Source organism: Streptomyces sp. NPDC048600 (assembly GCF_055587025.1).
In genome coordinates this window covers 338,853-357,679 of the sequence record NZ_JBVJGZ010000003.1, presented here as the reverse complement: position 1 = coordinate 357,679, position 18,827 = coordinate 338,853, and the positions used below count along the sequence as shown (strand labels likewise).

The window sequence follows — 18,827 nt, the reverse complement described above, 5'->3', positions numbered from 1 at the left end:
GTGGAGAAGCGAGGTCCTACCCCGCCTCACGACGCCGGAACCGCGCCCGCCGCCTCAGCGCGCCGAGAAGGCGTACACCGACGCCGAGCGGAACACCTGCCCCGGCCGCAGCACCGTGCTCGGGAACTCCGGACGGTTGGGGGAGTCCGGGAAGTGCTGGGTCTCCAGCGCGACCCCGTCGCCCGGCGCGAACGGGGCCGACAGATGCTCGGCGGTGTAGAGCTGCAGACCCGGCTCGGTGGTGGACACCGTCAGGACCCGCCCGGACTCCGGGTCGTACAGCTCGGCCACCTCGACGGGCTCCGTCGTCACACCCTTGTCCAGCACGAAGTTGTGGTCGTAGCCCGCCCCGATGCGGCGCGGCGCGCGGAAGTCGAAGCGGGTGCCGGTGACGTCGGCGAACTCGCCGGTCGGGATCAGATCGGCGTCGGCGAGGGTGTAGCGCGAGGCGTCCACACGCAGTTCGTGGCCGCCTGCGGGCCCGGCCCCGGCCAGGTTGAAGTAGCTGTGGTTCGTCAGGTTCACCACGGTCGGCGTGTCGGTGACCGCCTCGTAGGCGATGCGCAGCGCGCCCGACGCGTCCAGCGTGTACTGCGCCGACACCTCCAGACGCCCCGGGAAGCCCTCCTCGCCGTGCGGGGAGACCCGGGACAGCCGTACGCCGTGCTCCACCGGCGTCAGGTCCCACACTCGCTTGTCGAAGCCGTACGCGCCGCCGTGCAGGGAGTTGGGCCCGCTGTTCTGCTCCAGCGCGTAGGTCAGCCCGTCCAGCGGGAAGCGGCCGGCCGCGATCCGGTTCGCGTACCGCCCGACCAGCGCCCCGAAGTACGGCCCGGGAAGCGCCAGATAGCCGTCGAGGGAGGCGAACCCCAGCACCACGTCCGCCCGCTGCCCCTCGCGGTCCGGCGTCTCGACGGACTGCACGATGCCGCCGTACGACAGCACCCGCACCCGGACGCCCGCCCGCTCCAGGGTGCAGCGGTGGACCGGGGTGCCGTCGGAAAGTGTTCCAAAGTGTTCGATCACGAGGGGAGCCTAAGGCCTGCCGGACAGGCCCCGGGTCAGGCGTCCTTCGCCGTCACGGTCCGGTAGGCGATCTCCGCGAGCCGGGCCTGTCCGTCGACACTCGGATGGAACCAGTCCCAGCGGCTGAGCTGCGCGCCGCCGAAGCGGTACGCGTACACCGCGCCCCCGTCGAAGCGGCAGCGCTCGTCCTTCGCGCACACCTCCCGCAGCACCTCGTTGTACTCCTCCACGCGCCGCTGCACCGTCGCGCGCCGCTCGTCGGCCGCCGCGTCCAGCGCGTCAGCGTCGGCCAGCATCGAGGGGCAGATGCCCAGCTTCCACACCTGCTTGCCCAGGTCGCTGGTCCGGCCCTGCGACCACAGCCGCTTCAGATCGGGCACGCTCGCCACATACACCTGCGCCTTCGGCAGCGAGCGGCGCAGGGTGTGCAGCGCGTCCTCGAAGGAGGCCCGGAAGTCCGCCACCGGGGTCATCGCCGCGGCGGACTGCCGACAGGCGTCGTTGGCCCCCGCCATCACCGTGACCAGCTCCGGGGAGCGGGTCACCGCCCGCGCCATCTGACCCGGGAGATCGGCCATCCGGGCCCCGGTCACCGCGTAGTTCCAGCTGCGCTCCGCCGCCCGGGTCCGCCCCAGCAGCCGGACCGCGAGACTGTCCACCTCCGCGCTGCTCCCGGTCGCCCAGGACACCTCCGGGCAGTCCGACAGCACCCCGCACGCGTCGAAGGCGCGGGTGATCGAGTCGCCCACCGCCGCGACCGACCCGGGGCTGCGGTCCCACACCGGCGTCGGCGAGGGCGAGGGCGCGGCCCGGGTGCCGGTCGGCGAGGGGGAGTTCCCGCCCACCGCGTCGCACGCGGCGACGCCGACGACGGCAGCCGTCAGCACGGCGGCGACGCTCCAGACACGGTTGCGCATCCTGCTGATCCCCTCGGCCGACGGACAGGCGTCGTCCCGCCCGACCCCCACCATGACAACGTCCGGGAGTTCCCGGATACGCCGACCGTGACGCTCCGGACACGCACAGGCGTCCTGCCGGGTGAATGGTGTGTGTTTCCGGGTACCGGGACCGACGGTACGTCACACTCCTTGCCCCGCCGCACGGTAGCCTCGCCATCAGCGTGGCTGTCCTGCCAGCCGCTCGGCCCGCCTGTCCCGCTCTGCCCGGAGGTCCCGGTGACGACACGTGGAGTTCTGTACGTGCACTCCGCTCCGCGCGCGCTGTGCCCGCACGTCGAGTGGGCCGTCGCCGGGGTGCTCGGCACCCGCGTCAACCTCGACTGGATCCGCCAGCCCGCCGCGCCGGGCACCTGGCGCTCGGAGTTCTCCTGGCAGGGCCAGGCCGGCACGGCCTCCAAGCTCGCCTCCGCGCTGCGTGGCTGGCATCTGCTGCGGTTCGAGGTGACCGCCGAGCCCAGCTCCACCACCGAGGGCGAGCGCTACAGCTGCACGCCCGACCTCGGCATCTTCCACGCCGTCACCGGCATCCACGGTGACATCCTCATCCCCGAGGACCGGCTGCGGGCGGCCCTGCTCCGCAGTCAGCGCGGTGAGACTGATCTGGAAGGGGAGCTGACCAAACTCCTAGGCAAGCCCTGGGACGACGAACTCGAGCCCTTCCGCTACGCCGGCGAGGGCGCCCCGGTCCGCTGGCTCCACCAGGTCGTCTGACAGCCGCACTTGCCGCTCGCGAGGAGTGCGGCCCACGGTCACCTCTCGCGCAGCTCCCCGCGCCCCTGAGGGGGGTTGCTCTTTGTCGTCGGGTGCGGGTCGCGTTCGCTTTTCGCGCAGTTCCCCGCGCCCCTTGGGGGCTTCCCTCAGGGGTCGGGTGCGGGGCGTGGTCGCTCTTTGCGCAGTTCCTCGCGCCCCTGAGTTGCTTCTCTTTGTCGTCGGGTGCGGGAGTGCCCTGCTTTTAGGGGCGCGGGGAACTGCGCGAGGAGCGGTCACCGGTCCGCACCCGGGGATGAGACGGTTCAGTTCGCGAGAGCGGTCTGCTTTTAGGGGCGCGGGGAACTGCGCGAGGAGCGGTCACCGGTCCGCACCCGGGGATGAGACGGTTCAGTTCGCGAGAGCGGTCTGCTTTTAGGGGCGCGGGGAACTGCGCGAAAAGCGGCCACCGGCCCGCACCCGAAAGGGGAGTGGGGGTGAAACGGCGAGTCGGCCCGGGCTTCGTCACGAAACCCGGGCCGACTTCAGCCAAGCGGCGCAGCTCACACCGTACGGAACGCCAACACCACGTTGTGCCCACCGAACCCGAACGAGTCGTTCAGAGCGGCGATACGACCCTCCACGGGCAGCTTGCGGGCTTCGCCGCGCACGACATCCGCGTTGGCCTCGGCCTCGGGGTCGAGGTTCTCGATGTTGATGGTCGGCGGAGCCAGTCGGTGGTACAGCGCGAGCACGGTCGCGACGGTCTCGACACCGCCGGCGCCACCGAGCAGGTGACCGGTCATCGACTTGGTCGCGGACACCGCCATGTGGTCGGCGTCGTCACCGAACACCTTGCGCAGAGCCTTCAGCTCGGCGATGTCACCGGCCGGCGTGGACGTCGCGTGCGCGTTCACGTGCACGATCTCGGCCGGGTCGAGGTCGGTGTTGTCGAGCAGGTTCTGGAGGGCGTGCGAGATGCCCCGCCCCTCCGGCTCCGGCTGCACGATGTCGTGGCCGTCGGCGGAGATGCCCTGGCCGACGGCCTCGGCGTACACGCGGGCCCCGCGCTTCGCCGCGTGCTCCGCGGACTCCAGGACGACAACGCCCGCGCCCTCGCCGAGAACGAAGCCGTCGCGGCCGGTGTCGTAGGGACGCGAGGCGCCCTGCGGGTCGTCGTTGTTCTTGGACATCGCCATCATGTTGCCGAACGCGGCGATGGGCAGCGGGTGGATCGCCGCCTCGGTGCCGCCGGCCACGACGATGTCCGCGCGGCCGGAGCGGATCATCTCGATGGCGTAGCCGATCGCCTCGGCGCCGGACGCGCACGCCGAGACCGGCGTGTGCACGCCCGCGCGGGCGCCCACGGCCAGACCGACGTTCGCCGACGGGCCGTTCGGCATGAGCATGGGGACGGTGTGCGGGGAGACGCGGCGGACGCCCTTCTCCTTGAGCACGTCGTACTGGTCGAGCAGGGTCGTCACGCCGCCGATGCCGGAGGCGATGACCGCGCCGAGGCGGTCGGGGTCGACACTGCTGTCCTCGCCGGCCCTGCCGGTGAACCCGGCGTCCTTCCAGGCCTCCTGAGCGGCGACCAGCGCGAACTGCGCCGAGCGGTCGAGGCGGCGGGCCTGCGGCCGGGGGATGATCTCGGTCGGCTCCACGGCGACCGGAGCGGCGATGCGGACGGCCTGCTCGGCGGCCCACTCCTGCTCCAGGGGCTTGACACCGGACTTGCCGGCAACCAGGCCCTCCCAGGTGGAGGCCACGTCGCCACCCAGCGGTGTGGTTGCGCCGATACCGGTGACGACCACGGTGCGATTGGTCGAGCTCACGGGAATTCGTTCTCCAGAATCGAGGAATCAGCGGCGCCACCGCCGGGTGGCGGGGCAGTCAGCCCAGGGGGTTGATCGGAAGATCAGGCCTGGTGCTTGAGGATGTAGTCGGTGGCGTCACCGACCGTCTTCAGGTTCTTGACGTCGTCGTCCGGGATCTTGACGTCGAAGCGCTCTTCGGCGGCGACGACGACCTCGACCATGGACAGCGAGTCGACGTCCAGGTCGTCGGTGAAGGACTTGTCCAGCTGGACGTCCTCGACCGGGATGCCGGCGATCTCGTTCACGATCTCGGCGAGACCGGCGACGATCTCTTCCTGAGTGGCGGCCATGTCGGCGCTCCTTCGTAGATGTTTCTCAGAGGGTGTGGCGGTGTGCCTAGGGGAGGGTAACGACCGTGGCGGCGTAGACCAGACCCGCCCCGAAGCCGATGACGAGCGCGGTGTCACCGCTCTTCGCCTCCCCGGTCGCCAGGAGCCGCTCCATCGCGAGCGGGATCGAGGCGGCCGAGGTGTTGCCGGTGGTGCGCACGTCGCGGGCGACGGTGACGGACTCCGGCAGTTTGAGGGTCTTCACCATCGAGTCGATGATCCGCTCGTTCGCCTGGTGAGGGATGAAGACGTCCAGTTCTTCGGGCGAGATCCCGGCGGCGTCCAGCGCCTCCTTGGCGACCTTCGCCATCTCGAACACGGCCCAGCGGAAGACGGCCTGGCCCTCCTGGGTGATGGCCGGGAACCGCTCCACGGTGCCGTCGCGGAAGTCCGTCCACGGCACGGTCTGCTTGATGGTCTCGGACTTGTCGCCCTCGCTGCCCCAGACCGTGGGGCCGATCGCGGGCACGTCCGAGGGGCCGACGACGACCGCGCCCGCGCCGTCACCGAACAGGAAGGCCGTCGCGCGGTCCTCCAGATCGGTCAGGTCGCTGAGCCGCTCGACACCGATGACCAGGACGTATTCGGCCGAACCCTCGACGATCATGCCCTTGGCGAGGGTCAGGCCGTAGCCGAAGCCCGCGCAGCCGGCCGAGATGTCGAAGGCGGCGGCCTTGTTCGTGCCCAGCTTGTCGGCGATCTCGGTGGCCACGGCCGGGGTCTGCTTGAAGTGCGAGACGGTGGAGACGATCACCGCGCCGATCTGCGCGGCCTCGATGCCCGCGTCGGCGACGGCCTTGCCGGACGCCTCGACGGACATCGCGGCGACCGTCTCCTCGTCGTTCGCCCAGTGACGGGTCTGGATGCCGGAGCGCGAACGGATCCACTCGTCGGAGGAGTCGATCGTCTCGAGGATCACCTCGTTGGGCACGACCCGGGTCGGCCGGTAGCCGCCCACACCCAGGATGCGCGCGTACGGGGCGCCCTTGGAGGGCTTGATCTTCGGCATGTCCGTTCGGCTCCTTCTGGGGACGTCGCGTCAGGCGTGCTCGGCCATGAGCGCGCGGGCCGCGTCGAGATCGTCGGGGGTCTTCAGGGCCAGCGTCGCGACGCCGGGGAGCGCACGCTTGGCCAGACCGGTCAGGGTACCGCCGGGGCAGACCTCGATCAGCGCCGTCACACCGAGTTCCTTGAACGTCTCCATGCACAGGTCCCAGCGGACCGGGTTGGCGACCTGGCCGACCAGACGGGAGAGGACCTCCGCGCCGGAGTCGACGGTGCGGCCGTCCTTGTTGGAGACGTAGGCGATCTTCGGGTCGGCCGGGGTCAGCTCCTCGGCGGCCTTCGCGAGCGCGTCGACCGCGGGGGACATGTGGTGCGTGTGGAAGGCGCCGGCGACCTTGAGCGGAACGATCTTCCGGACGCCCTCGGGCTTGTCCTCGGCCAGCACGGCGAGCTGCTCCAGCGTGCCCGCGGCGACGATCTGGCCGGCGCCGTTGACGTTCGCCGGGGTCAGGCCCAGCTTCTCCAGGTGCGCGACGGAGACCTCGGGGTCGCCGCCCAGCAGGGCCGACATACCGGTCTCGGTGATCGCCGCGGCCTCGGCCATGGCCAGACCGCGCTTGCGCACGAGGGTGAGGGCCGCGGTGTCGTCCAGGACTCCGGCGAAGGCGGCGGCGGTGATCTCACCGACGCTGTGACCCGCGACGGCGCCCGGCGTGGTGGCACCCAGTGCCGAGGCGGACAGTATCCCGGCGGCGACCAGCAGGGGCTGGGCGACCGCCGTGTCGCGGATCGCGTCGGCGTCGGCCTGCGTGCCGTAGTGGGCGAGGTCCAGACCGATGGTCTCGGACCAGGCGGCCAGCCGGTCGGCGGCGCCGGGCAGTTCGAGCCAGGGGGTCAGGAAGCCGGGCGTCTGAGCGCCCTGGCCGGGAGCGACGAGTACGAACACTCTCACACTCTCTCTTGTGGACGGCCACGGCCGCCCGTGGGGACTAGGACGAAGAACACGAGGGGGTTTTGTGGGCTTCCGACAATGCGCTAGAGAGGCAGGTCACCGTCGGCCAGTCGACCCAGGATCAGCGCGATCCGCAGCGTGAACGCGGACCGAACATCCGACGGCGACCAGCCCGTGACGTCAGTCACACGTCGAAGCCGGTAGCGCACGGTGTTGGGATGCACGAACAGCATCCGCGCCGCGCCCTCCAGACTGCTCGCCTGTTCCAGATACACGCTCAGCGTCTCCAGGAGCGCCGATCCGGCCTCCTCGAGCGGTCTGTAGATCTCCTCCACCAACTGCTCGCGCGCACTCGGGTCTCCGGCGATGGCGCGCTCCGGCAGGAGATCGTCCGCCAGCACCGGCCGCGGCGCGTCCTGCCACGCCGAACAGGCCTTCAGTCCGGCCGCGGCGGCCTGCGCGGACCGGGTGGCGGCCAGCAGGTCCGGCACCACGGGCCCGGCGACGACGGGCCCCGCGGCGAACGGTCCGATCAGCGACTTCGCCACGCCCAGCGGGTTGTCGCTGCCGCCCGCGATGACCACCAGGCGGTCGCCCAGCACCCCCGTGAGCACCTGGAGCTTGGCGTGCCGCGCCGCCCGCCGGATGGCCTCCACGGTCAGCTCGGAGTCGCCGTCGGGTGCCGTGCCCAGCACCACGCACACATGGTCCGGCGCGTTCCAGCCCAGCGCCGCGGCCCGGGAGACGGCGCCCTCGTCGGCCTCGCCGCTCAGCACCGCGTTCACCACCAGCGACTCCAGGCGCGCGTCCCAGGCACCCCGTGCCTCGGCGGCCTGCGCGTAGACCTGCGCGGTGGCGAAGGCGATCTCGCGGGCGTAGACCAGCAGTGCCTCGCGCAGCACGCGCTCGTCGCCCGGGGCGGCGACCTCGTCGATCGCGCTCTCCATGACCTCGATGGTGGTGCGCACCATCTCCACGGTCTGGCGCAGCGTGATCGCCCGGGTCAGCTCGCGCGGCGCGGTGCCGAACACATCGGTGGAGATGGCCTGCGGGGCGTCCGGGTGCCGGAACCACTCGGTGAAGGCGGCGATACCCGCCTGGGCGACGAGCCCGATCCAGGAGCGGTTCTCCGGCGGCATCGCCCGGTACCACGGCAGCGTCTCGTCCATCCGCGCGATGGCCTGGGCGGCGAGCGATCCGGAGGACCTCTCCAGCCGCTTCAGCGTCGCGGAGTGCGGATGGGCGGGACGCGCTGCGGCTGCCGGGGTGCGGGCTTCGGGTTCGGGCACGGGGACAAGACTGCCTTATCCGGACGGGAGCATGCGTCATGGGGGGTCGGCGGGGGGTCCGCGCGGGGTCTACCGTGGGGTCCGTGATGGACGTACGGCGCGCCGCAGAGCGCTACCGCGGCGGGGAACCGCAGGCCGGGATCGAGTCCTGGCACGCCTTCTCCTTCGGGCCGCACTACGACCCGGACAACCTCCGTTTCGGCGCGCTGATCGCCTGCAACGAGGAGCGCCTCGCGCCCGGCGCGGGCTTCGACGAGCACCCGCACAGCCACACCGAGCTGATCACCTGGGTCGTCGAGGGCGAGCTGACCCACCGCGACTCCACGGGCCGCGAGACCCGGGTGCGGCCGGGCGACGTGCAGCACCTCAGCTCGGCGGCCGGGGTCCGCCATGTGGAACGCAACGACGGGGACACCCCGCTGACGTTCCTTCAGATGTGGCTGGCGCCGAGGGACCCGGGCGGCGACCCGGTGTACGGCACCGTGACGGGGATCGCCGACTCCACCCCGTACGCCGTCCCCGAGGCCGGCGCCCTGCTGCACGTGCGGCGGCTGGCCGACGGGGAGCGCACGGCCGTCCCGGACGCGGCGCATGTGTACGTCCACGTCGTACGCGGCGAGGTGCGGGTGGACGAGGTGACGCTCGCGGCGGGGGACTCGGTGCGGATCACGGACTCCAGGGAACTGACGGCCGTCGCCGCGTCGCGGGCGGAACTGCTGATGTGGGAGATGGCGGACATGACGGATGGGGGCCCTGGGGCGGACAGGGCCTAGCGGGGCCCGAGATGCCGACGGGTGGCGCCGGGCGTCTACTGGGAAGGGCCAGGGCACCCGCCCGGCAGGGAGTGAGACCCGACCATGGCCGCTCGTGACGGAGCAGGGGGACGGGGCGAGGCACCGGCCGGGGGACTGCGCGGACTGGGCCAGTGGTGCGCACGCCACTTCGTGATCGTGATCATCGCCTGGCTGGTCGCCCTCGGGGCGCTCCAGACCCTCAACCACTTCTACGGCGGCGAGTACTCCGACAACTTCTCCCTGTCGGACGCGCAGTCCCAGAAGGGCCTGGAGGTCCTCGAGAAGCACGACCCGCAGGCCGGCGGCTACAGCAGCCAGATCGTCCTGCACGACGACAAGGCCCTGACGTCGTACAGCTCGCAGATGTCGACCACCGTCGGCGACCTCCAGAAACTGCCGCACGTCCTGTCCGTGCAGAACCCGCTGGACGCGACCTCCTCCCAGGTCGGACCCGTGTCCTCCGACGGGAAGACCGCCTACGTCACCATCCGCTTCAGCGAGCAGCCCAGCACCCTCGGCGACGGCTACCTCGACGGCGTCGACGACGCCGTGCAGCCGCTCAAGAGCGCCGGTGTCCAGGTCGAGTACGGCGGTTCGCTGGGCGAGCTGGCCCGGCCCGAGGCCGACGACCGGGTCAGCGAGCTGATCGGCTTCGCCGTCGCGATCGTCGTCCTGCTGATCGGCTTCGGCAGTGTGATCGCCGCCGGGCTTCCCCTGGTCACCGCCCTGATCGGGGTGGTCGGCGGCCTCGCCTGCCTCGGACTGCTCGCCGCGGCGTTCACCTTCGCCACCGTCTCGCCCACCCTCGCCACGATGATCGGCCTCGGCGTCGGTATCGACTACGCCCTGTTCCTGATCACCCGGCACCGGCAGAACCTGATGGACGGCGCCGATCCGGTGCGCGCGGCCGGACACGCCGCCGCCACCAGCGGACGGGCCGTGCTCGTCTCCGGCACCACCGTCATCGTCGCCCTCATGGGCCTGTACGCCTCCGGGGTGTCCTTCATCGGGAAACTGGGCCTCGCCGCGGCCGTCACGGTCGTCTCGGCGGTCCTCGGCGCCCTGACCCTGGTCCCCGCCCTGCTCGGCCTGATCGGCACCCGTATCGACCGCTACACCGTGCGCAAGCCCGTCGCCGAGGCCGAGGCCGGCGCCGAGCCCGGCGCGGAGGCCACGGGCACCTGGCACCGCTACGCCCAGCGCGTCGAGCACCATCCGCTGCGCTATCTGACCGCGGGCCTCGCCGTCATCGCGGTGCTGGCGATCCCCGCCTTCACGATCCAGCTCGGCCACATCGGCGACGGCGCGGACCCGACCTCGTTCACCGACCGGCGGGCCTTCGACCTGATGTCCGACGCCTTCGGCCCCGGCTCCAACGGGCCCCTCACCGTCGTCGTCGACCAGACCTCGGTCCCCGACTCGCAGCGCTCGGACCTGTCCTCGAACGTCCAGAAGGCCCTCAACGGTGTCTCGGGGGCCGCGTTCGTCTCCCCGCTCAGCCCGACGCAGGACGGCGACGTCCTGATCGGCACGGTCTACTCCAAGGTGTCCCCGCAGAACCAGGACACCACCGACCTGGTGAACCGGCTCGTGGACGACACCCTGCCCAAGTCGGTCTCCGGCACCGACGCCGAGGGCTATGTCACCGGCACCACGGCCGCCCAGGTCGACTTCCGCGACATCGTCGCCGAACGGCTGGCGCTGATCATCGGGGTCGTGGTGGGGCTGGCCTTCCTGATCGTCCTCACGGTCTTCCGCGGTCTGCTGGTCGCGGTGAAGGCGGCCGTCCTCAACGTGCTGTCGATCACCGCGTCCTACGGTGTGGTCGTCGCCGTCTTCCAGTGGGGCTGGGGCGGGCCCGCCCTGGGCGTCAACGGCAAGGTGCCCATCGAGAGCTATGTGCCGATGATGATGTTCGCCATCATCTTCGGCCTGAGCATGGACTACGAGATCTTCCTGCTGAGCCGGGTGCACGAGGCCTGGATCCGCACCGGCGACGCGAAGGCCTCGGTGGCGCACGCGCTGGAGATCACCGCGCGGGTCATCACCTGTGCCGCGCTGATCATGGTGAGCGTGTTCGCGGCGTTCATCGTCAGCGACAACATCGTGGTGAAGATGCTGGGGCTCGGTCTCGCCGTCAGTGTGCTCATCGACGCGACCGTGGTGCGGCTGCTGATGGTGCCCGCGGTGATGACCCTGCTCGGCCCGCACGCGTGGTGGCTGCCGCGCTGGATGGACCGCGTCCTGCCGCACATCGACACCGAGGGGGCGGGCGAGAAGCTCGGCGCCCTGCCCGCGCCCCGCGCGGGCGAGAAGGTCGACTGAGCGCCGCCCTCTTCCGGCCCTACAGCTCCGCGCGCACGGCGTCCGTGAAGGGCGGCCACGCCTCGACCGCCCACGGCCCGAACGCCCGGTCCGTCAGCGCCACGCAGGCCGCTCCGGCGGCCGGGTCGATCCACAGGAAGGTGCCCGACTGCCCGAAGTGGCCGAAGGTGCGCGGGGAGGACGAGGCGCCCGTCCAGTGCGGGGACTTGCCGTCGCGGATCTCGAAGCCGAGGCCCCAGTCGTTGGGGTTCTGGTGGCCGTAGCCCGGCAGTACGCCCTTGGTGCCCGGGTACTGCACGGTCATCGCGTCGGCCACCGTGCGCGGGTCCAGCAGGCGCGGTGCCTGCACCTCGGCCGCGAACCGCAGCAGGTCCTCGACGGTCGAGACGCCGTCCTTGGCGCAGGAGCCCTCCAGGGAGGTGTCGTCCATCCCCAGCGGGGTCAGCACGGCCTGCCGCAGATACTCCGCGAACGGGATGTCCGTCGCCTTGGCGATGTGGTCGCCGAGCTGCTCGAACCCGGCGTTGGAGTACAGCCGCCGCTCGCCGGGCGCGCCCATCACCTTGTGCTCGTCGAAGGCCAGGCCCGAGGTGTGCGCCAGCAGATGCCGGACCGTCGCGCCGGGCGGCCCGGCGGGCTCGTCCAGCTCGATCGCGCCCTCCTCGTGGGCCACGAGCGCGGCGTACGCCGCCAGCGGCTTGGTGACCGAGGCCAGGGGGAAGCGCCGGCCGGCCGGTCCGTGCGTGCCCAGGACCGTACCGTCGGCCCGCACGACACCCGCCGCAGCGGTGGGGACCGGCCAGTTCTCGATCAACGCGAGGCTCTTCAACGACATACCCCGACCCTATGCGCCCGCCGACCACCACTCCATCGAGGGGTCGCACCGGGCCGCGGGGCGCCGAGTCCCTTCTTTCCTCGCCCCCGCCGCCCCTACCCGTCCCGTCCCACAGGGGCTCCGCCCCTTCAACCCCTTTCGCGCAGTTCCCCGCGCCCCTCCCACCCCCGACCCCGACGGCGCTGGCTTATAGGGGCGCGGGGAACTGCGCGACGGACCACGACGGCGCTGGCTTTTGGGGGCGCGGGGAACTGCGCGAGCGGCCACGACGGACCCGCACCTGCCCGACGGCAGTCACCCCGCTCGGTTTGTAGGGGCGCGGGGAACTGCGCGAGCGGCCACGACGGACCCGCGCCCGCCCGACGCCGGTCGAACCACCCCCGACAGGGGTGAAGGCCGGGACAACTCCCTCTGGTTTCTTACGGTTCTCGCTTGCTTCGAGCACGCTCGAAGGCCATAGCGTGGTGGCCATGACGGTGACACAGACCACGGCCGTGACCACCGAAGGAGCCCCGCAGACCCCCGCGGACATCTGTGCCGCCCCACCCCCCACGCACCCCCGCCCCGACGGCGACGACCGCTACACGATCAGCGAGGTCGCGGCCTTCACCGGCCTCACGGCGCACACCCTGCGCTGGTACGAGCGGATCGGGCTGATGTCCCACATCGACCGCTCGCACACCGGCCAGCGCCGCTACACCAACCGTGACCTGGACTGGCTCGACCTCGTCGGAAAGCTGCGGCTGACCGGCATGCCGGTCGCCGACATGGTCCGGTACGCCGAGCTGGTGCGCGAGGGCGAGGAGACCTACGGGGAGCGGCGCGAGCTGCTGGAGTCCACCCGCCGGGACGTGCTCGCCCGGATCGCCGAACTGCGCGACACCCTCGCCGTGCTCGACCGCAAGATCAGCATCTACAGCGGCGCCGCAGACGCCCGCGAAACGGAGACGAACCGATGACCGACAACCGGATTCCCACCGCCCGCCTCGGCGTGGACGGCCCCGAAGCCGGTGTGCAGGGCCTGGGCTGCATGGGCATGAGCTTCGCCTACGGCCCCTCGGACGAGAAGGAGTCCCGGGCCACCCTGGAGCGGGCCCTGGAACTGGGCGTCACGCTGTACGACACCGCGGACATGTACGGCTCCGGCGAGAACGAGCGCTTCCTGTCCCCGTTCTTCCGGGCCCACCGCGACGAACTGCTCGTCGCGACCAAGTTCGCCCTGGCCGTGGTGCCCGACCAGCCGACCGGCCGGATCACCCGCAACGACCCGCCGTACATACGCGAGGCCGTCGAGGCCAGCCTCCGCCGCCTCGACGTGGAGGTCATCGACCTCTACTACATGCACCGCCGGGACGTGAACGTCCCTCTGGAGGAGTCCGTCGGCACCATGGCCGACCTGGTGCGCGAGGGCAAGGTCCGGCAGCTCGGCCTCAGCGAGGTCACCGCCGCCGAACTGCGCGAGGCCCACGCGGTCCACCCGATCGCGGCCGTCCAGTCGGAGTGGTCCCTGTTCAGCCGGGACATCGAGGCCCAGGTCGTGCCGGCCGCCGCCGAGCTCGGAGTCACGCTGGTGCCGTACTCCCCGCTGGGCCGGGGCTTCCTCACCGGCTCCTTCGCCCGCGCCGAGGACCTCTCCCCGGACGACTTCCGCCGTCATCAGCCCCGTTTCACGGGCGAGAACGCCGCCGCCAACGCGGCCCTGCTGGAGCCGGTCCGCACGGTCGCCGCCCGGCACGGCGCCACCCCCGGCCAGATCGCCCTGGCCTGGGTGCAGCGGCGGACGGAGGTCTTCGGCCTCCCGGTGATCCCGATCCCGGGCACCCGCAGCCCCGCCAGGGTGGCGGAGAACACGGCGGCCGTGGGGATCGCCCTGGACGAGACGGACCTCGAGCTCCTCGACGGCATCGCGGCCCGGGTGGCGGGCGACCGATACCCGAACATGGCGTTCACCTCCGCCGGCCGCGAGTGAGGCCGGCGAGCGAGGCCTGCCGGGACAGCCGCTAGAGCTCCGCCAGGAGTTCGGCCTTCTTCACGGAGAACTCCTCGTCGGTGACCAGCCCGGCCCGGTGCAGCTCGCCGAGATGCCGGATGCGCTCGGCGATGTCGGCCGGGTCCCTGCGGGGTCCGGCCGGCACCGCGGCGACGGGCCCCTTGTCCCGCACCGCGGCCAGCACCGCCGCGGCGAACGGCAGCGACTCGTGCACCGGCCCGTACCCGAGCCCGAACACCACGGCCGCGGGGTCCTGGTCGGCCTGCGCGGGCTGCCCGCCCTCGCGGGTCAGCAGCCGCAGATGCCCCTCGAACACCTCCGGCGAGCGCCATTCGACACCGCTGAGCTCGGAGAGGCCGAAGCTCTGGTCCCCGGCCTTCCACTTCGCCGAGGACGCCCCGGTCCAGAACCAGCGGAACCCGACGGTCGACCCGTCGAAGGACGCCTTCCCGTCGTACGCCTTGAACTGCAACGACGGCTCCGGCGCGGGCACCAGGAACCGGTCGGCCGCCCCGGTGTCCGCGGGCAGCGCCGCCCGCAGCTCGTCGGCGTAGTACTCGGCCAGCACCTCACGCTCGGCCGGCAGCACCAGCCGGTACGGATCACTGGTCTCCTTCAGCTGCCCGGCGGCAGCCTCCAGCAGTGGATCGGCGCCCGGCCGCAGCTCGGCGCGCAGCACCACCGTCCCCCGCCGTCCCGGCGTCAGCGACACCCCCCGCAGCGCCGCCAGCGGCACCCGGCGCTCCTTCAGAGCCTGGAACAGCTTGGGTGTCCGAATCCCCCGTTCGTAGCGGATGAGCACGGAGTCGGACTCGAACTCCCAGGCGGCATGAAATCCGGCCAGTACGTCACCCATGCGGCTCATCGTATGTGGCACGAGCTTCTCCGTCCCCTCCCCGCGCGGACCGCAGTTCCTGCGCCTCTACGCGCGTCAGGCCGACGCACCGTCGGACAAACCAGCCCGGCACGTGTCCTTGTCGTCGGCGCAGTCCACCGCGCGGTACGCGCCGGTGCCGATCTCGGCGAAGTTCCTGAGGCTGTCCGTGCCCGGCACGAAGTAGCCCGCGTGGCCCCGGGCGTCGCGGGACGACAGCACGCGCGCCCCGAACTCGCGGGACATCGGGTCGGCACCGTGTCCGAGGCCGCCGAGCTCCAGATGGGGCACGTCCTCGATCCAGTCGTCGGCGTCCCGCATGGCCCACACCCGCGCGCCGGTGCCGAGCCCGGAGGCCCTCTCGGCGCGCATGCCGGGGCTGCCGGCCACCGCTATGTCGGTCACCCGCCCGGGCAGGGACCGCGCGCCCACCCCGCACACCACCGAGCCGTAGCTGTGGCAGAACAGCGACACCGGGGCATCGCCGGGCAGCGCCCGCAGCAGCCCGTTCAGCCGTACGGCCCCGGCCTCGGCGCGCAGCGCGGTCGCCGCGTCCATGCCCAGCCCGCTGGGGGCGGTGTAGTCGGCCCAGGCGATGACGGCCGTCCGCGTCCCGGGGCTCGCCGCGCGCTCGGCGTCGTAGAGCGCCCCGGCCATGCCGGCGGGGGCCGAGTGACGGCGGTCGGTGCGCTGGAAGGTGAGCAGGTCGGTGTCGACCCCGGGGACGACGACGGAGACGCGCTCGGCCTTGTCGAGATCCCCGAGCACCTCGGCGACCCGTCCGGTGCCGTCGGGATCGAAGGAGAGGATCTGCCGGCCGGGCTCCATGAGTGACTCCAGGCGGTGCATCCGGCGTCCCGCCAGATGCTGTCCCGAGGCCGTCAGGCGTTTGTCGTGCATGCGGGCGAGCTCGACCCGGCGGGCCTTGCCGAGGGCGATGCGGTTCGCCCGGTAGCGCAGCTGGGCGGGGGCACCGTTCATGTTGCCCACCGCGAGCGGGTAGCGGCGGGCGAGCGAGGTCTGCTGGCCCTCGGTGAGCGTGGCGAAGAAGCCGGCCAGCAGCGCGGGCGCCGCCTCGGGGTCGGGCAGCCGGTGCCCGGCGATGCTGCCGTGCTCCCACGCGGAGAGCGAGGCCGCCAGCTCGGTGGTCGTGCGGTGGCCGCGCATGGCGGTCCAGCCGGTGGTCGCCAGCATCACGAACACCACGGCCAGCGCGAGCAGCATGCGCCAGACGTTGAGTTGCGGGGAGGTGTCGAAGGAAGTCACTGGGAGGACACACTAGGAGAACGACACGGTCTCGCGTGAACTGAGTGATGGGGATCACGTTTGACGATTCGTACGCTCTCTCGGACCGTACGGCCGTGGTCACGTTCGGCGACCTGGGGCGCCCGGTCAGGGGGTGCGCCAGCTCCCCGCGAGCGCCGGTCCCACCTGATCGAGGTACGCGGTCGTCAGTTCACGGATCGCCTCCACGTTCAGTTCGTCGCGGGCGCTCCATTGCCGCTCGGTCATCCGCATCACCCCGCCGAAGACGGCCACCGCCACCCTGGGCCGCAGGTCGGTGTCCACGTCCAGGCCCTCGCGCTCGGCGATCAGCCGCGCGAAGCGCTCCTCGGTGTCGGCGGACCGCCGCAGATGCGCTGCGAGCAGCGCCGGCGTCGACTCGATCACCCGGCACATCCGCAGATACAGCTCCAGCGGTACGACGGACTCGATGACCTCGCTGATGGTGTCCCAGCCCTCCAGCACGGCCCGGCGCATCGCCTCCAGCGGCGGCTCCTGTGCCGGACGGGCGTGTACGGCCTGGTAGAAGTGCTCCTCGGTCAGGTGTGCGACCCAGAGGGCGGCGTCCTCCTTGCCCGCGAAGTAGCGGAAGAAGGTGCGCTGGGAGACCTCGACGGTCTCGGTGATCTCGTCGACGGTGGTCTGCTCGTAGCCCCGGGTGGTGAAGAGTTCGAACGCGGCTCGGACCAGTGCGTCCCGGGTGCGCTGTTTCTTGCGCTCGCGCAGTGTTTCCATAGCTGTCAGTTACCGACTACTGATTTCTTTTGTCAATTGTCAGCGGCTGTCACTAGCCTCTGGGCATGACTAGTCAGACCACCATCGACAAGACGGGGCCGGGGGACGGCGCACCGCTCACCCCGCCGGCCCCGGCGCCTGTCCGGGGCCTGCGCGGGCACCCGTGGTTCACCCTGCTCACCGTCGCCGTCGGCGTCATGATGGTGGCCCTGGACGGCACCATCGTGGCCATCGCCAACCCGGCGATCCAGAAGGACCTGAACGCCAGCTTCGCCGACGTCCAGTGGATCACCAACGGGTACTTCCTCGCCCTCGCGGTCACCCTGATCACCGCGGGCAAGCTCGGTGACCGCTTCGGCCACCGGCAGACCTTCCTGATAGGCGTCGTCGGCTTCGCCGCCGCCTCGGGCGCGATCGGCCTGTCCTCCTCGATCGCCGCGGTCGTCGCCTTCCGCGTCCTGCAGGGTCTGTTCGGCGCGCTGCTGATGCCGGCCGCGCTGGGCCTGCTGCGGGCCACCTTCCCCGCCGAGAAGCTGAACATGGCCATCGGCATCTGGGGCATGGTCATCGGTGCCTCCACCGCGGGCGGCCCGATCCTCGGCGGCGTGCTGGTCGAGCACGTCAGCTGGCAGTCGGTGTTCTTCATCAACGTCCCCGTCGGCGTCCTCGCGCTCGTCCTCGGCGCGATGATCCTGCTCGACCACCGGGCCGAGAACGCCCCGCGCTCCTTCGACCTGCTCGGCATCGGCCTGCTGTCGGGCGCGATGTTCTGCCTGGTCTGGGCCCTGATCAAGGCTCCGGAGTGGGGCTGGGGCGCCGGCCGGACGTGGACGTTCATCGGTGCCTCGCTGCTGGGCTTCGCGCTGTTCGCGTTCTGGGAGACCCGGGTCCGCGAACCGCTGATCCCGCTGACCCTCTTCCGCTCGGTCGCACTGTCCGCCGGTGTGGTGCTGATGGTCCTGATGGCCATCGCGTTCATGGGCGGCCTGTTCTTCGTGACGTTCTACCTCCAGAACGTGCACGGCATGAGCCCGATCGACGCGGGCCTGCATCTGCTGCCGCTGACCGGCATGATGATCGTCGGCTCCCCGCTCGCGGGCGCCCTGATCACCAAGCTCGGCCCGCGTGTCCCGCTCGCGGGCGGCATGGCGGTCACCGCGCTCGCCATGTACGGCATGTCCACGCTCGAGGTGGACACGAGCAGCGGTCTGATGTCGCTCTGGTTCGCCCTCCTCGGCCTGGGCCTCGCCCCGGTCATGGTCGGCGCCACCGAGGTCATCGTCGGCAACGCGCCCATGGAGCTGTCCGGTGTGGCCGGCGGTCTCCAGCAGGCCGCCATGCAGATCGGCGGCAGCCTCGGCACGGCCGTGCTCGGCGCGGTCATGGCTTCGAAGGTCGACAGCGACCTGGCGGGCAACTGGACCGGCGCGGGCCTGCCCGAGCTCACCCCCGAGCAGCTCGACAAGGCCTCCGAGGCGGTTCAGGTCGGCGTGCCGCCGGTCGCCCCGGGGACGCCCGAGCAGATCGTCGCCAAGATCACTGACGTGGCCCACGACACCTTCATCTCGGGCATGAGCCTCGCCTCCCTGGTCGCCGCGGGGGTCGCGGGCGTGGCCGTCCTGGTCGCCCTCCTCACGAAGCGCGGCGCGAACGCGGAGGCGGGCGGCGCGGGCGCGGCCCACATCTGACGCCGGTTCCCTGCGGGGCACTGCAACAGGGCCTCTCCTGCAAGCCCGACGCGGCGTCACAACGGTCGCGGGGGGGGGGGGGGGGGGGGGGGGGGGGGGGGGGGGGGGGGGGGGGGGGGGGGGGGAGGGAGAGAGGGGGGGGGGGGGGGCCCCGAGGGAGAGAGGGGAAGAGGAGGAG

The 18,827-nt window shown here is 71.8% G+C and carries 17 protein-coding genes; 6 read left to right on the top strand and 11 right to left on the bottom strand.

Annotated features, from left to right (window positions below; translation table 11 throughout):
- Positions 1–54: 54 nt before the first annotated feature.
- Positions 55–1,026 carry an aldose epimerase family protein gene (locus ACZ6SQ_RS05825; protein WP_469557067.1) on the bottom strand — a complete coding sequence of 324 codons (972 nt, stop codon included), beginning with the start codon at positions 1,024–1,026 and terminating at the stop codon, positions 55–57.
- 35 nt (positions 1,027–1,061) lie between these two features.
- Positions 1,062–1,943, bottom strand: a complete 882-nt coding sequence (locus ACZ6SQ_RS05820; RefSeq protein WP_469557062.1) for an SGNH/GDSL hydrolase family protein — start codon at positions 1,941–1,943, stop codon at positions 1,062–1,064.
- A gap of 258 nt (positions 1,944–2,201) precedes the next feature.
- Between ACZ6SQ_RS05820 and ACZ6SQ_RS05815 the strand changes: the two genes are divergently transcribed.
- Complete coding sequence (locus tag ACZ6SQ_RS05815; protein WP_469557060.1) at positions 2,202–2,696, top strand: DUF3145 domain-containing protein; 495 nt, start codon at positions 2,202–2,204, stop codon at positions 2,694–2,696.
- A gap of 539 nt (positions 2,697–3,235) precedes the next feature.
- Here ACZ6SQ_RS05815 and fabF read toward each other — a convergent pair.
- The 5 genes from fabF to fasR form a co-directional block, all read right to left on the bottom strand.
- Positions 3,236–4,507 carry a beta-ketoacyl-ACP synthase II gene (fabF, locus tag ACZ6SQ_RS05810; RefSeq protein ID WP_469557059.1) on the bottom strand — a complete coding sequence of 424 codons (1,272 nt, stop codon included), beginning with the start codon at positions 4,505–4,507 and terminating at the stop codon, positions 3,236–3,238.
- An 83-nt stretch (positions 4,508–4,590) separates the two neighbouring features.
- A complete protein-coding gene (locus ACZ6SQ_RS05805) occupies positions 4,591–4,839 on the bottom strand; it encodes an acyl carrier protein (protein ID WP_004931691.1) in 249 nt (82 codons plus the stop codon).
- 46 nt (positions 4,840–4,885) lie between these two features.
- The gene (locus ACZ6SQ_RS05800) at positions 4,886–5,887 is read right to left on the bottom strand and encodes a beta-ketoacyl-ACP synthase 3 (RefSeq protein ID WP_469557058.1); all 1,002 of its coding nucleotides are present in this window, start codon (positions 5,885–5,887) and stop codon (positions 4,886–4,888) included.
- Positions 5,888–5,917: 30 nt separating this feature from the next.
- Entirely contained in the window at positions 5,918–6,829 is a 912-nt protein-coding gene (locus ACZ6SQ_RS05795; protein WP_469557057.1) for an ACP S-malonyltransferase, read from the bottom strand.
- 89 nt (positions 6,830–6,918) lie between these two features.
- Complete coding sequence (gene fasR / locus ACZ6SQ_RS05790) at positions 6,919–8,124, bottom strand: fatty acid biosynthesis transcriptional regulator FasR (RefSeq protein WP_469557056.1); 1,206 nt, start codon at positions 8,122–8,124, stop codon at positions 6,919–6,921.
- Positions 8,125–8,210: 86 nt separating this feature from the next.
- Between fasR and ACZ6SQ_RS05785 the strand changes: the two genes are divergently transcribed.
- Together ACZ6SQ_RS05785 and ACZ6SQ_RS05780 are read left to right on the top strand one after the other, a co-directional pair.
- Entirely contained in the window at positions 8,211–8,897 is a 687-nt protein-coding gene (locus ACZ6SQ_RS05785) for a pirin family protein (RefSeq protein ID WP_469557216.1), read from the top strand.
- An 84-nt stretch (positions 8,898–8,981) separates the two neighbouring features.
- Positions 8,982–11,243 carry an MMPL family transporter gene (locus tag ACZ6SQ_RS05780; protein WP_469557055.1) on the top strand — a complete coding sequence of 754 codons (2,262 nt, stop codon included), beginning with the start codon at positions 8,982–8,984 and terminating at the stop codon, positions 11,241–11,243.
- Positions 11,244–11,262: 19 nt separating this feature from the next.
- Here ACZ6SQ_RS05780 and ACZ6SQ_RS05775 read toward each other — a convergent pair whose 3' ends face one another.
- Positions 11,263–12,078, bottom strand: a complete 816-nt coding sequence (locus ACZ6SQ_RS05775; RefSeq protein WP_469557054.1) for a serine hydrolase domain-containing protein — start codon at positions 12,076–12,078, stop codon at positions 11,263–11,265.
- Between the two features lie 470 nt (positions 12,079–12,548).
- Between ACZ6SQ_RS05775 and ACZ6SQ_RS05770 the strand changes: the two genes are divergently transcribed.
- A complete protein-coding gene (locus tag ACZ6SQ_RS05770) occupies positions 12,549–13,037 on the top strand; it encodes a MerR family transcriptional regulator (RefSeq protein WP_469557053.1) in 489 nt (162 codons plus the stop codon).
- The gene (locus ACZ6SQ_RS05765; protein WP_469557052.1) at positions 13,034–14,047 is read left to right on the top strand and encodes an aldo/keto reductase; all 1,014 of its coding nucleotides are present in this window, start codon (positions 13,034–13,036) and stop codon (positions 14,045–14,047) included. Before ACZ6SQ_RS05770 ends, ACZ6SQ_RS05765 begins: the two co-directional genes overlap by 4 nt.
- A gap of 31 nt (positions 14,048–14,078) precedes the next feature.
- Here ACZ6SQ_RS05765 and ACZ6SQ_RS05760 read toward each other — a convergent pair whose 3' ends face one another.
- The 3 genes from ACZ6SQ_RS05760 to ACZ6SQ_RS05750 form a co-directional block, all read right to left on the bottom strand.
- Positions 14,079–14,933, bottom strand: coding sequence for a DUF4429 domain-containing protein (locus ACZ6SQ_RS05760; protein WP_469557214.1), 855 nt, complete (start codon positions 14,931–14,933; stop codon positions 14,079–14,081).
- Between the two features lie 66 nt (positions 14,934–14,999).
- A complete protein-coding gene (locus ACZ6SQ_RS05755; RefSeq protein WP_469557051.1) occupies positions 15,000–16,208 on the bottom strand; it encodes an alpha/beta hydrolase in 1,209 nt (402 codons plus the stop codon).
- A gap of 126 nt (positions 16,209–16,334) precedes the next feature.
- Complete coding sequence (locus ACZ6SQ_RS05750; RefSeq protein WP_469557050.1) at positions 16,335–16,961, bottom strand: TetR family transcriptional regulator; 627 nt, start codon at positions 16,959–16,961, stop codon at positions 16,335–16,337.
- A gap of 65 nt (positions 16,962–17,026) precedes the next feature.
- Between ACZ6SQ_RS05750 and ACZ6SQ_RS05745 the strand changes: the two genes are divergently transcribed.
- Positions 17,027–18,649 (top strand): MFS transporter, encoded by a 1,623-nt coding sequence (locus tag ACZ6SQ_RS05745; RefSeq protein ID WP_469557049.1) that lies wholly within the window; start codon positions 17,027–17,029, stop codon positions 18,647–18,649.
- Positions 18,650–18,827 lie beyond the last annotated feature (178 nt).

Bases quoted from the DNA above. Each gene is read 5' to 3' on its own strand.
- ACZ6SQ_RS05805 (WP_004931691.1), bottom strand. From the start codon at position 4,839: ATGGCCGCCACTCAGGAAGAGATCGTCGCCGGTCTCGCCGAGATCGTG.
- ACZ6SQ_RS05780 (WP_469557055.1), top strand. From the start codon at position 8,982: ATGGCCGCTCGTGACGGAGCAGGGGGACGGGGCGAGGCACCGGCCGGG.
- ACZ6SQ_RS05750 (WP_469557050.1), bottom strand. From the start codon at position 16,961: ATGGAAACACTGCGCGAGCGCAAGAAACAGCGCACCCGGGACGCACTG.
- ACZ6SQ_RS05760 (WP_469557214.1), bottom strand. From the start codon at position 14,933: ATGAGCCGCATGGGTGACGTACTGGCCGGATTTCATGCCGCCTGGGAG.
- ACZ6SQ_RS05765 (WP_469557052.1), top strand. From the start codon at position 13,034: ATGACCGACAACCGGATTCCCACCGCCCGCCTCGGCGTGGACGGCCCC.
- ACZ6SQ_RS05785 (WP_469557216.1), top strand. From the start codon at position 8,211: ATGGACGTACGGCGCGCCGCAGAGCGCTACCGCGGCGGGGAACCGCAG.
- ACZ6SQ_RS05775 (WP_469557054.1), bottom strand. From the start codon at position 12,078: ATGTCGTTGAAGAGCCTCGCGTTGATCGAGAACTGGCCGGTCCCCACC.
- ACZ6SQ_RS05820 (WP_469557062.1), bottom strand. From the start codon at position 1,943: ATGCGCAACCGTGTCTGGAGCGTCGCCGCCGTGCTGACGGCTGCCGTC.
- ACZ6SQ_RS05745 (WP_469557049.1), top strand. From the start codon at position 17,027: ATGACTAGTCAGACCACCATCGACAAGACGGGGCCGGGGGACGGCGCA.
- ACZ6SQ_RS05770 (WP_469557053.1), top strand. From the start codon at position 12,549: ATGACGGTGACACAGACCACGGCCGTGACCACCGAAGGAGCCCCGCAG.
- ACZ6SQ_RS05800 (WP_469557058.1), bottom strand. From the start codon at position 5,887: ATGCCGAAGATCAAGCCCTCCAAGGGCGCCCCGTACGCGCGCATCCTG.